9 protein-coding genes are annotated in these 12815 nt (G+C 69.3%); 7 read left to right on the forward strand and 2 right to left on the reverse strand.

Annotated elements, in window-relative coordinates; translation table 11 throughout:
• The first annotated feature begins 141 nt into the window (after window positions 1-141).
• From NNZ72_RS22115 to ligA, 3 genes are all read left to right on the forward strand, one after another.
• On the forward strand, window positions 142-1008 hold the full coding sequence (locus tag NNZ72_RS22115; RefSeq protein ID WP_257317850.1) for an outer membrane protein assembly factor BamD: 867 nt from the start codon (window positions 142-144) through the stop codon (window positions 1006-1008).
• Window positions 1009-1027: 19 nt separating this feature from the next.
• Complete coding sequence (gene recN, locus NNZ72_RS22120; RefSeq protein WP_257317851.1) at window positions 1028-2698, forward strand: DNA repair protein RecN; 1671 nt, start codon at window positions 1028-1030, stop codon at window positions 2696-2698.
• 226 nt (window positions 2699-2924) lie between these two features.
• Window positions 2925-5081 (forward strand): NAD-dependent DNA ligase LigA, encoded by a 2157-nt coding sequence (gene ligA, locus NNZ72_RS22125; RefSeq protein ID WP_257317852.1) that lies wholly within the window; start codon window positions 2925-2927, stop codon window positions 5079-5081.
• Window positions 5082-5331: 250 nt separating this feature from the next.
• On the opposite strand, the gene NNZ72_RS22130 is transcribed toward ligA, so the two are convergent.
• Entirely contained in the window at window positions 5332-7203 is a 1872-nt protein-coding gene (locus NNZ72_RS22130; RefSeq protein WP_257317853.1) for a DEAD/DEAH box helicase, read from the reverse strand.
• A 257-nt stretch (window positions 7204-7460) separates the two neighbouring features.
• On the opposite strand from NNZ72_RS22130, the gene panC reads away from it, so the two are divergent.
• From panC to NNZ72_RS22150, 4 genes are all read left to right on the forward strand, one after another.
• The gene (gene panC, locus NNZ72_RS22135; RefSeq protein WP_257317854.1) at window positions 7461-8342 is read left to right on the forward strand and encodes a pantoate--beta-alanine ligase; all 882 of its coding nucleotides are present in this window, start codon (window positions 7461-7463) and stop codon (window positions 8340-8342) included.
• Entirely contained in the window at window positions 8339-9163 is an 825-nt protein-coding gene (panB, locus tag NNZ72_RS22140; protein WP_257317855.1) for a 3-methyl-2-oxobutanoate hydroxymethyltransferase, read from the forward strand. Before panC ends, panB begins: the two co-directional genes overlap by 4 nt.
• A 123-nt stretch (window positions 9164-9286) precedes the next feature.
• Window positions 9287-10021 (forward strand): AzlC family ABC transporter permease, encoded by a 735-nt coding sequence (locus tag NNZ72_RS22145; RefSeq protein ID WP_257317857.1) that lies wholly within the window; start codon window positions 9287-9289, stop codon window positions 10019-10021.
• A 3-nt stretch (window positions 10022-10024) separates the two neighbouring features.
• A complete protein-coding gene (locus NNZ72_RS22150; RefSeq protein WP_257317858.1) occupies window positions 10025-10336 on the forward strand; it encodes an AzlD family protein in 312 nt (103 codons plus the stop codon).
• On the opposite strand, the gene NNZ72_RS22155 is transcribed toward NNZ72_RS22150, so the two are convergent.
• Entirely contained in the window at window positions 10326-12161 is a 1836-nt protein-coding gene (locus NNZ72_RS22155) for an aminopeptidase P family protein (RefSeq protein WP_257317859.1), read from the reverse strand. The two genes, NNZ72_RS22150 and NNZ72_RS22155, sit on opposite strands and share 11 nt — an antisense overlap.
• Window positions 12162-12815: the final 654 nt, after the last annotated feature.

Here is a 12815-nt window from a genome sequence, read left to right on the forward strand (position 1 = left end):
GAAGCGCGACACCCCATGCACGGCTTGCCATAAAAATGCGTTAATGCGCCGCCATGGCGTTGCGGTCCGCGCTCATTTGGAGATAGAAACGCGGGTCATGAGGCCTGCCCGCATCGGGCGCCGCCGATTTGGGATTGTCAGATGGTAGTTGCAGGGTCAATTGGTGTGAAGAAGACGGCGCGCATCGTCTATCTGGCGCTCGCCGCCGCGGCATCGGCTGCCGTGCTCTCGGCGTGCCAGACCGATCCGGACATCGACATCACGAAGCTGGAAGCCGACAACGATCCGCCGGACGTGCTCTACAACCAAGGCCTCGCCAACCTGCAGGCCGGCAAGGTCGGCGAGGCGGGCCGCAAGTTCGAGGCCGTCGACCGCCAGCATCCCTTCTCCGAGCAGGCCCGCAAGGCGCTCGTCATGAACGCCTTCGTCAACTACCGCCAGGGCCGCAACGAGGAGGCGATCACCGCGGGCAAGCGCTACCTCAGCCTCTATCCGCAGTCCGAGGACGCAGCCTATGCGCAATATATCGTCGGGCTCGCCTACTGGAAGCAGATCCCCAGCGTGACGCAGGACCAGCGCGCCGCCGCCCAGACCATCGAGGCGATGCAGGCCGTCGTCGACAACTATCCGGACTCCGAATATGTCGAGGACGCGCAGACGAAGATCCGCTTCGCCCGTGACCAGCTCGCCGGCAAGGAGATGCAAGTCGGCCGCTACTATCTGGAGCGCAAGGAGTTCATCGCCGCTGTGAGCCGCTTCCGCACCGTCGTCGAGCAGTATCCGACCACCAACCAGATCGAGGAGGCGCTCGCGCGCCTGGTCGAGGCCTATTACGCGATGGGCCTCGCCAGCGAGGCGCAGACGGCGGCCGCCGTGCTCGGTCACAACTACCCGGACAGCCAGTGGTATGCCGACAGCTACAAGCTCCTGCAGAGCAAGGGGCTGGAGCCGCGGGAAAACTCCGGGTCCTGGATCTCGCGCGCCGGCAAGAAGCTGATCGGCGCCTGACCGGAGAGACGCGCCGGCCATGCTTTCGCAGCTGTCGATCCGCGATATCGTCCTGATCGAGAGGCTGGATCTCGGCTTCGAGCCCGGCCTTTCCGTGCTGACGGGCGAGACGGGGGCCGGCAAGTCCATCCTGCTCGACAGCCTCTCGCTGGCGCTCGGCGGGCGCGGCGACGGCTCGCTCGTGCGCCACGGCGCGGAGCGCGGGCAGGTGACGGCCGTGTTCGACGTGCCGGCGGGACACGCGGTGCGCGACCTCCTGCACGACAACGGCATCGACGACGACGGCGACCTCATCTTCCGCCGCCAGCAATCGGCCGACGGGCGCACCCGCGCCTTCGTCAACGACCAGCCCGTCTCCGTCCAGCTGATGCGCCAGGCCGGCCAGCTCCTCGTCGAGATCCACGGCCAGCACGACGACCGCGCGCTGGTCGACGCCGACGCCCACCGCCTGCTGCTCGACGCCTTCGGCGGCCTCGCCGAGGCGGTCGCGGACGTGGGCGCCCTTTTCCGCCAGTGGAAGGAGGCCGACCGGACGCTCCGCCGCCATCGCGAGAAGGTTGAGGCGGCCGCGCGCGAGGCCGACTACCTGCGCGCCTCCGTCGAGGAGCTGGAGGTGCTCTCGCCGCAGGACGGCGAGGAGGACGAGCTTGCGGACAAGCGCGCCCGGATGATGAAGGCCGAGCGGATTGCCGGCGACATCAACGAGGCGAGCGAGTTCCTGAACGGCCATGCCTCGCCCGTGCCGCTGATCGCCTCGATGGTGCGGCGGCTGGAGCGCAAGAGCCACGAGGCGCCGGGGCTCCTGGAGGAGACGGTCGACCTGCTCGACCAGGCGCTGAACCTGCTTTCCGACGCGCAGATGGCCGTGGAGGCGGCGCTGCGCAAGACCGAATACGACCCGAAGGAGCTGGAGCGCACGGAGGAGCGGCTCTTCGCGCTGCGCGCCGCCGCCCGCAAATATTCCGTGCCGGTCGCCGGCCTGCCGGCGCTGGCGGCGAGGATGATCGCCGATCTCGCCGATCTCGACGCCGGCGAGGAGAAGCTCACGCAGTTCGAGGCCCGGCTCGCCGAGACGCGCGCCGCCTATGACGCCGCCGCCCGCTCGCTCTCCGAGCGGCGCCATCACGCGGCCGAGGCGCTTGCCGCCGCCGTGATGGCGGAGCTGCCGGCGCTGAAGCTGGAGCGGGCGCGCTTTACCGTCGAGATCGTCACCGATCCGGAGGGCGGCGCGGAGGAGGGGATCGACCGCGTCGCGTTCCACGTCCAGACCAATCCCGGCACGCGGCCGGGGCCGATCATGAAGGTCGCCTCCGGCGGCGAGCTGTCGCGTTTCCTGCTGGCGCTGAAGGTGGCGCTCGCCGACCGCGGCTCCGCCCCGACGCTGGTCTTCGACGAGATCGACACGGGCGTGGGCGGCGCGGTGGCGGATGCGATCGGCCAGCGGCTGAAGCGGCTTTCCTCCACGGTGCAGGTGCTCTCCGTCACCCATGCGCCGCAGGTCGCGGCGCGCGCGGCAACCCATCTCCTGATCTCCAAGGGTCCGGTCGAGGGCGGCGAGGCGGTCGCCACCCGCGTCGCCCGCATGGACGACGGCGCGCGCACCGAGGAGATCGCCCGCATGCTCGCCGGCGCCTCCGTGACGGACGAGGCGCGGGCGGCGGCGGCGCGGCTGCTGTCGGGCGGGGGGTAGGGGAGGCCGCGTTCGCCCCTCATCCGGCCTGCCGGCCACCTTCTCCCCGCTTGCGGGGAGAAGGGATATGCGGCAATGTTTTCCTCGCTAGGGAAGGGAAGCCCTCGCGGCTTGCCCCTTCTCCCCGCTTGCGGGGAGAAGGTCGCGGCAGCGGGATGAGGGGCAGGGGCCACCTTTTCTTTCGCCAAGTTTGCTCTAAAACCATCTCCGCAATCCGGAGCATGCCATGGCGAACGCGAAGACCCCCGTCGATACCCTGACCGAAGAAGAGGCGGCCGCCGAGCTCGCCTATCTCGCCGCCGAGATCGCCCGGCACGACGAGCTCTACCACGGCCAGGACGCGCCGGAGATCTCGGATGCCGACTACGACGCGCTGAAGCGGCGCAACGAGGAAATCGAGGCGCGCTTTCCCGCTCTCGTGCGCGCCGACAGCCCGTCGCGCCGGGTAGGCTCCGCGCCGCTGCCGACCTTCGCGCCGATCGTCCATGCGCGGCCGATGCTCTCGCTCGACAACACCTTTTCCGACGAGGACGTGCGCGACTTCGTCGCCTCGGTCTACCGCTTCCTCGGCCGGTTGCCGGACGGTTCGATCGCGTTCACCGCCGAGCCGAAGATCGACGGGCTCTCGATGTCGATCCGCTACGAGAACGGCCGCCTCGTCACCGCCGCCACGCGCGGCGACGGCACGACCGGCGAGAACGTCACCGCCAACGTGCTCACCATCGGCGAGATCCCCAACCGGCTGCCGGCCGGCGCGCCCGCGGTGGTCGAGGTGCGCGGCGAGGTCTACATGGCCAAGAGCGACTTCCTCGCCCTCAACGAGAAGATGGCCGCCGAAGGCAAGCAGACCTACGTCAACCCGCGCAACACGGCGGCGGGGTCGCTGCGCCAGCTCGACGCCACGGTGACGGCGAGCCGGAAGCTGCGCTTCTTCGCCTATGCCTGGGGCGAGATGTCGGCGATGCCGGCCGATACCCAATACGGCATGATCGAGACGCTGAAATCCTGGGGCTTCCCGGTCAATCCGCTGACGAAGCGGCTCACCGACGTCGAGGCGATCATCGCCCATTACCGCGAGATCGGCCTCGCCCGACCGGACCTCGACTACGACATCGACGGCGTCGTCTACAAGGTGGACGACCTCGCGCTTCAGGAACGGCTCGGCTTCCGCTCGCGCTCGCCCCGCTGGGCGACGGCGCACAAGTTCCCGGCCGAGCAGGCCTTCACGACCGTCGAGCGCATCGACATCCAGGTCGGCCGCACCGGGGCGCTCACCCCCGTGGCGCGGCTCATCCCGGTGACGGTCGGCGGCGTCGTCGTCACCAACGCCACGCTGCACAATGCCGACTACATCGAGGGCATCGGCAACAGCGGCGAGCGCATCCGCACCGAGGAGCACGACATCCGCATCGGCGACACGGTGATCGTCCAGCGCGCCGGCGACGTCATCCCGCAGGTGCTCGACGTGGTGATGGAGAAGCGGCCAGCGGAGGCCGTGCCCTACGAATTCCCGAAGACCTGCCCGGTCTGCGGCAGCCATGCCGTGCGCGAGCGCCACGAGAAGACCGGCCGGCTCGATTCGGTCACGCGCTGCACCGGCGGCTTCGTCTGCCGCGCGCAGGCGGTGGAGCACTTGAAGCACTTCGTCTCGCGCAACGCCTTCGACATCGAGGGGCTGGGGGCGAAGCAGATCGACTTCTTCTTCGCGGCGGAGGACCCGGCGCTCTCGATCCGCACCGCGCCCGACATCTTCACGCTGGAGAAGCGGCAGGCCGCCTCGCTCGCCAGGCTGGAGAACATCGACGGCTTCGGCAAGGTGAGCGTGCGAAAGCTCTACGACGCGATCAACGCGCGCCGCTCGATCGCGCTCCACCGCTTCATCTATGCGCTCGGCATCCGCCATGTCGGCGAGACCAACGCCAAGCTGCTGGCGCGCGCCTACGGCACCTACGCCGCCTTCGAGGAGGCGATGCGGGCGGCGGCGCCGCTTGCCGGCGAGGCCTGGGCCGACCTCAACAACATCGCCGGCATCGGCGAGATCGTCGCCCGCGCCGTGGTCGAGTTCTACAAGGAGCCGCGCAACCTCGACGTGATCGGCCGGCTGCTCCAGGAGGTGACGCCGGAGGCGGCGGAGGCGCAGGCGGTCTCCTCCAGCCCCGTCGCTGGCAAGACGGTGGTCTTCACCGGCTCGCTGGAGAAGATGACCCGCGACGAGGCGAAGGCCATGGCCGAACGGCTGGGGGCGAAGGTCGCCGGCTCGGTCTCGAAGAAGACCGACCTCGTCGTGGCGGGGCCGGGGGCCGGCTCCAAGCTCGACAAGGCGAAGGAGTTCGAGGTTCAGGTGATCGACGAGGACGGATGGTTCGAGCTGATCAAGGGGTGAGGGGACACCGTGACATCTCTCTGCCTTGCAGGGCCGGCGGATGTCCGGCCCCTCATCCGGCCTGCCGGCCACCTTCTCCCCGCAGGCGGGGAGAGGGGATATGCCGCGCCGTTCCCCAACCCGATACCGTCCGCAGGGCAAGTCCCCTCTCCTCGCTTGCGGAGAGAGGATCAGGATGAGGGGCAGGCTTGCATGACGATAGTCCCGCCCTTGAGAGGACACGCTGGCGGGAAGGGGTGAACCCTCCCGATCAATATTGCTTCTTCTTGCCCGTGGGCTTCGCCGGTCCCTTGCCGTCCGCGGCCGGCCGCGCCTTGGCGAATTTCGGCTTGAATGGCTTTTCCCCCTTGAAGGGTTTTTCGCCCTTGAACGGCTTGCCGGCCTTGCGGTCCGCTTCGCCCTCGGCCGGGCGGCGATCCTTGCGGGGCTTGTCGTCGAAGCTGCGCTTCGGCGCGAAGCCCTCTCGACGCTCGAAGTCGCGGGGGGCGGCCGAGAGGTCGGGCGTGCCCTTCAGCGCGGTCACGCGGATGCCGCGCTCCAGCATGCCGTTCGGGCCGAGCGCGCCGAGGAAGCCGTCGACGGCGTCCGCCGCAAGCTCGATGTAGGTCTCCTCCGGCTGCATCTTGATGGCGCCGATCTCGTTTTTGGTGATGTTGCCGTTGCGGCAGAGCATGGGGATCAGCCAGCGCGGCTCGGCGCGCTGCTTGCGGCCGACCGAGACGGAGATCCATCGGCTCGCCCCGAAGGCCTCGCGCGGGCGCTTCGGTTCGCGCGGGGCCTCGCCGTCGCGCGGCTTGCGGGCGTCGAGCGAGACGGGGATCAGGTCTTCCGGCGCCGAGCGGCCGGCCTTGAAGAAGCGGCCGACGGCGGCGGCGAGGCTGCGGGCGTCGAAGCGGGCGACGAGCGCGTCCACAGTCGCGGCCTCGTCCTCGCCGATCGGGTCGGTCAGCAGCGGATCGGAAAGCAGGCGCTCGTCGTCGCGGGCGAGGATGTCCTCGGCCGAGGGCGGCGTCGCCCAGGTGGCCTTGAGGTTGCCCATCTGCAAGAGGCGCTCGGCCTTGCGGCGGGCGGAAAGCGGCACGATCAGCGCGCTCACCCCCTTGCGGCCGGCGCGGCCGGTGCGGCCGGAGCGGTGCAGCAGGGTCTCCGGGTTGGTCGGCAGGTCGGCATGGACGACCAGCTCCAGGTTCGGCAGGTCGATGCCGCGGGCGGCGACGTCGGTGGCGATGCAGACCCGGGCGCGGCCGTCGCGCATCGCCTGCAGCGCATGGGTGCGCTCGTTCTGGCTGAGCTCGCCGGACAGCGCCACGACCGAGAAGCCGCGGTTGTTGAAGCGGGCCGTCAGGTGGTTCACCGCCGCGCGCGTCGAGCAGAAGACGATGGCGTTCTGCGCATCGTAGTAGCGCAGCACGTTGATGATGGCGTTCTCGCGGTCGGAGGGCGAGACGAGCAGGGCGCGGTAGTCGATGTCGACATGCTGCGAGCGTTCGGCCGCCGTGGAGATGCGCAGCGCGTCGCGCTGGTAGTTGGCGGCGAGCGCGGCGATCTCCTTCGGCACGGTGGCGGAGAACATCAGCGTGCGCCGGTCCTCGGGCGCGGCCTCGAGAATGAATTCCAGGTCCTCGCGAAAACCGAGGTCGAGCATCTCGTCGGCCTCGTCCAGCACGACGGCGCGGAGATTCGTCAGGTCGAGGCTGCCGCGGGTGATGTGGTCGCGCAGCCGCCCCGGCGTGCCGACGACGATATGGGCGCCGCGTTCGAGCGCGCGCCGCTCGGTGCGCATGTCCATGCCGCCGACGCAGGAGGCCATGGCGGCCCCCGTCAGCTCGTAGAGCCATTCGAGCTCGCGCTTGACCTGAAGCGCAAGCTCGCGTGTGGGCGCGATGACGAGGGCGAGCGGGCTTTCGGCGCGGCCGAAGCGCTCCTCGCCGGCAAGCAGCGTCGGGGCGAGCGCCAGGCCGAAGGCGACGGTCTTGCCGGAGCCGGTCTGGGCGGAGACGAGGGCGTCGGCATGGCCGATCGCCGGGTCGGACACGGAAAGCTGCACCGGCGTCAGGGTGGTGTAGCCGCGTTTTTCCAACGCCTTTGCCATGGCCGGGGCCAGGCCTTCGAAATTCTGCATCGGGGATCTTTCGGAATTCGGGTTCTGCGGCCGCCTTGCGGCCGGCATCTAGCCCCGGCGGGATACGCCGGGCCTTTCTCGTCCGCTTCCTAATGCGCGGCGCGGCAAAAGTACAGTGCGCAATGCGCAGGGCTGCCATCGGCGCGGGCGTGGTTTGCCGATTGTCTTTTTGCGCTGCACAAGATAGAAAGCGCCCGCTTCCTCCGCCTGGAGGAGGCATCGCCCGCGGGAGAGGGCGAGGGCAGGGAGACGCGTCGATGCAGACCTTCACCACCATCGCGGACTTGCGCGCGGCGCTTGCTCCCCACCGGCGGGCCGGCCGCTCGATCGGCCTCGTGCCGACCATGGGCTATCTCCATGTCGGCCACATGGCGCTCGCACGCCGGGCCCGGGCGGAAAACGACGTCGTGGTGGCGACGATCTTCGTCAATCCGCTGCAGTTCGGGGCGAACGAGGACCTCGCGCGCTACCCGCGCGATCTTGCGCGCGACCAGGCGATGCTGGAAGCGGAGGGCGTCGACTTCCTCTTCGCGCCGACGGTCGCCGACATGTATCCGCGGCCGATGGAGACGGTGGTGGACGTGCCGAAGCTCGGGAGCGAGCTGGAAGGCGCCGTGCGCCCCGGCCATTTCGCCGGGGTGGCGACGGTGGTGACGAAGCTCTTCAACATCGCCCAGCCGGACCGCGCCTATTTCGGCGAGAAGGATTTCCAGCAGCTCGCCATCATCCGCCGCATGGCCGGGGACCTCGCCCAGCCCGTCGCCGTGATCGGCGTGCCGACCGTGCGCGAGGCGGACGGGCTCGCCTGTTCGTCGCGCAACGTCTATCTCTCGGCCGAAGAGCGGGCGGCGGCCGTCGTCGTGCCGCGTGCTCTGGAGGCGGCGGAAGCGCTCGTCGCCGCCGGCGAGACCGATCCGAAGCGCCTCGAAGCGGAAGTCCGCGCCTTCATCGCCCGCGAGCCGCTGGCCGCGGCGGAGGTGGTGGCGGTGCGCGATCCGGAAACGCTCGCCGAGGTGGGGCAAATCGGCGAAAGGCCGGTTCTTTTGTTGCTTTTCGTGCGCTTTGGGGGCACGAAACTCCTCGACAACCGGGTCATCGACCCGAAAATCCTTGAGACCGCGAAGGGTGTCCAGCGATGAGTGTACATACAGCCAAGCGCCGGCTTGCCCCGGCCGACATCAAGGCGCTCAAGGGCGAGCGGCCGATCGTCAGCCTCACCGCCTATACGACGCCGGTCGCCAAGCTGATGGACCAGCACGTCGATTTCATCCTCGTCGGCGATTCGCTCGGCATGGTGCTCTACGGCCTCGATTCCACTGTCGGCGTGACCATCGAGATGATGATCGCCCACGGCCAGGCCGTCATGCGCGGCTCGTCCAGCGCCTGCATCGTCGTCGACCTGCCGTTCGGCTCCTACCAGGAATCGAAGGAGCAGGCCTTCCGCACCGCCGCGCGCATCCTCAAGGAGACGGGCTGCAGCGCCGTCAAGCTGGAGGGGGGCGCGGAGATGGCCGAGACGGTGCATTTCCTCACGCAGCGCGGCATTCCGGTGCTCGGCCATGTCGGCCTGATGCCGCAGCTCATCAACACGACGGGCGGCTACCGCTCGCTCGGCCGCAGCGACCGCGAGGTGGAGAAGATCCGCCGCGACGCCGCGGCGATCGAGGAGGCGGGTGCCTTCGCCTTCGTCATCGAGGGCACGGTCGAGCCGCTGGCGCGCGAGATCACCGAGACGGCGACCATCCCGACCATCGGCATCGGCGCCTCGCCGGCCTGCGACGGGCAGGTGCTGGTCGTCGACGACGTGCTCGGCATCTTCACCGATTTCAAGCCGCGCTTCGTCAAGCATTTCGCCAACCTGGCGCCGGTGATGAGCGAGGCCTTCGCCACCTATGCGGAGGAGGTGAAGGCGCGCAGCTTCCCGGGACCGGAGCACACGTTCCAGCTCCGCAAGGGCTGAGCATCGGCGGCGGGCGGCCGCAAGGGCCGATGGATCAGCGCCGTTGATCCTCATATCAGGCTTATTGGTTTGCCGCGGGCGGCCCGCTGCCCTATGTCGTTCGCTCCACGATCAGGACATGTCATGACTCCCGAGACCTATCAGGAAATCCGCGACGCCGCGCGGCGCGGTTTCGCGGTGGTGATTTCCGCCGCCCCGTTCGGCATCCTCTTCGGCGCCGTCGCCGTCGACAACGGGCTGACCATCGCCGAGGCGGCGCTGATGAGCGCCACCGTCTATGCCGGCGCGAGCCAGCTCGTCGGCGTCGAGCTGTTCAGCCACCACGTCGCGCCCTGGCTGATCGTCCTGTCGATCTTCGCGGTGAATTTCCGCCACGTGCTCTATTCGGCGGCGATCGCCAAGCATATCCGCCATTTCAGCCTGTGGCAGAAATGCGTCGGCTTCTTCCTGCTGATCGATCCGCTGTTTGCCGAGAGCGAGCGGCGGGGCGATGCCGGCATCCGCATCGGCTTCGTCTGGTATCTCGTGCTGGGCCTCAGCGTCTATGTGCCGTGGCTCGTGCTGACGGTGCTCGGCGGCGTGCTCGGCAACCTGATCGGCGATCCGGAGGCGATCGGCATCGACGTGCTCCTGCCGATCTATTTCATGGGCCTCGTGCTCGGCTTCCGCAGCCGGGCCAACTGGCTGCCGGTCGTCGTCGCCTCGGCGGCGGGCTCGATCCTGGCGCTGCACTTCGTCGGCTCGCCCTGGCACGTGAGCCTCGGCGCGCTTGCCGGCATCGCCGTCGCAGCACTCCTGCCGCTCGACGGCGACGAGGCGGGGGCGCCGGTCGGCGACCCGGTCGAGGGGGAGGCTTAGGCCATGGAAGCGCTGTTCCGCCCCGAAATGGTGGCGATCATCGTCGCGGCCGCGCTCGCCACCTATGCGACGCGCTTCGGCGGCTACGTGCTGATCACCCGCATGAAGCGCATCCCGCCGCGCGTCGAGGCGGCGCTGAACGCCGTGCCGGCGGCGGTGCTGACGACGCTGGTGGCGCCGTCGGCCGTCACGGGCGGGCTCGACGTGAGCCTCACGCTCGTCGCGGCGCTTCTCGTGGGCCTCAGGCTCGGCGTGCTGCCGATGCTGGCGGCGGGCTGGGTCGTGGTGATGATCCTGCGTCACCTCATCGGCTGACCGGCGCCGTCGCCTTCTCCAGCCAGTCCTTCGTCGCGTCGCTGTCGAGGAGCGGCGCGATCTTCTCGCGCGTCTCGGCATGGTAGGCGTTGAGCCAGTCCAGTTCCTCGTCGGTCAGCAGGGCGGGCACGACGAGGCGGCGGTCGATCGGGCAATAGGTGAGGGTGGCGAAGCTCTTCATCTCGATGTCGCCGCCCTCCACCGGTGCTGCCGGCAGCACGTGGATCAGGTTCTCGATGCGGATGCCGAAATGGCCGGGGCGGTAGTAGCCCGGCTCGTTGGAGAGGATCATGCCGTCCAGCAGCTCCTGCGTCGAAAGCCGCGAGATGCGCTGCGGCCCCTCGTGCACGGAGAGATAGGAGCCGACGCCGTGGCCGGTGCCGTGGGCGAAATCGGCGCCTGCCTTCCACAGCGCGATGCGCGCCAGCGGATCGAGGTCGCAGCCGCGGGTTCCCCTGGGGAAGCGTGCGGTGCTGATGGCGATCATGCCCTTCAGGACGAGCGTGAAGAAGCGCTTCTGCTCCTCCGGCACCGATCCTATGGCGACGGTGCGGGTGATGTCGGTCGTGCCGTTGATGTATTGCGCGCCGGAATCGATCAGGAACAGCGTGCCGGGCTCGATCGTCGCGTCGGTCTCGGTGGTCACGCGGTAGTGCATGATCGCGGCATGCGCGCCCGCACCCGCGATGGTGTCGAAGGAAATGTCCTTCAGCGGGTTCTGCAGCCGTTCGCCGACCGTGCGGCGGACCTGCTCCAGCTTCCTCGTGACGGCGATCTCGGTCTGCGAGCCGGGCTCGGTGCCGTCCAGCCAGGCGAGGAATTCGACCATGGCGGCGCCGTCCTGCAGGTGCGCGCGGGCCGAGCCCGCAAGCTCGACGGCGTTCTTCTGCGCGCGCGGCAGGCGGGCCGGGTCGGCGGCCTCGACGAGCGTGCCGCCCTTGCGGCGCACGATCTCGGCGAGCGCGAAGGGCGCCTGGTCGGGATCGATCAGGATGCGCTTGCCCTCGGCGGCCAGCGCCGCGATGCGCTCGTCGAACCGCGACGGCGGCACGAGGTCGGCGAGCTGGGTGAGATAGGCCTCCTCCTCGATGCCGGTCTTGCGCTTGTCGAGGAAGAGCTCGGGGCGGCCGTCCGCCGGCACGATCGCGCGGGCGAGCGGATGCGGCGTGTGCGGCACGTCGGCGCCGCGGATGTTGAAGATCCAGGCGATGGAGGAGGGATCGGTGACGGCGAGCGCGTCGGCGCCGGCCGCCGCCGTCGCCTCCGCCATCCTCGCGAGCTTGTCGCGGGCGAGCTCGCCGGCATGGTCGATGGACTGGATCGCCACGCGGCCGAGCGGCTCGGCGGGGCGATCGTTCCAGAGGCGGTCGAGGGGATTGTGCGGCAGGAAGACGAGCGCGCCGCCGAGGGCGGAGAGCGCCTTCTCCAGCCGGCGCACCTCCGCGCCGGTGTGCAGCCACGGGTCGATGCCGAGGCGGAAGCCCTTCGGCGCGTGGGCCTTGAGCCAGAGATGCGGCGGCTCGCCGACGAGGTCGCCGCCGGAAAAGACGGTGCCGTCCACCTGCTCGGCGAGCTGCGTCACGTAGCGGCCGTCGACGAAGACGACCGCCCGGTCGCGCATGACGAGCGCGACGCCGGCCGAGCCGGTGAAGCCCGTCAGCCAGGACAGCCGCTCGGCCGAGGCGGGCACGTATTCGCCCTGGTACTCGTCGGCGCGCGGCACGAGGAAGCCGTCGATGCCGAGGCCGTCGAAGGCGGCGCGCAGCGCATCGGCGCGGGCGCGGCCGAAGTGGGGCGTGGACGTGACGTCGAAACTCTGGAACATGGGGAGGCTTCCGCTGCGGCAGGTGAATCGTGGCGGCAATCTAGCCGATCCGTGCGGTGGAGGGAACGAGAGCTGTCACATATGCGGCTTTGCCCCTCACCCTAACCCTCTCCCCGCAGGCGGGGAGAGGGGACCTGCCTCGTGAACGGTCAATGGTTGGGGAAACAGTGAGACATATCCCTTCGCCCCGCTTGCGGGGAGAAGGTGGCCGGCAGGCCGGATGAGGGGCTCGGAAGGGTGATGCCGGCCGGAACGCCTGGGCTGGACATTAACGTATGCGTCTCGCGCATGGCTCCCATGCCGGAAAGGGACTGTCCCCCGCGTTCGAATCCGCTATAAGACGCCCATCGAAGCGAAGGCGAAGCGCGCTTCAAGCGAAAGGAAACGAAAGTTCGTTTTCGCTGGAACGGTTTCGCCCGAGCCGAGAACGAGCTACGCGTTCCGATCAGGCGTCTTGCCGGTCACTCCTCCTCCCTCCTCCGGGAAGACGTTCGGAGCGCATAGGCCCGCTTGAGCACTCCTCCTCCTCAGGCTCGCGGGCACGGCCGGGTTTCCGGCCTGACAAGGCGGTGCCTCCGGCACCGCCTTTTCTTGTAACCAAAGTAAACCTCCACCTCCGGTGGAGGACTGGACGAGTTCTACATCGTGGTCGAG

Origin of the sequence: Shinella pollutisoli, assembly GCF_024609765.1 — a bacterium.
Lineage (GTDB): Bacteria > Pseudomonadota > Alphaproteobacteria > Rhizobiales > Rhizobiaceae > Shinella > Shinella pollutisoli.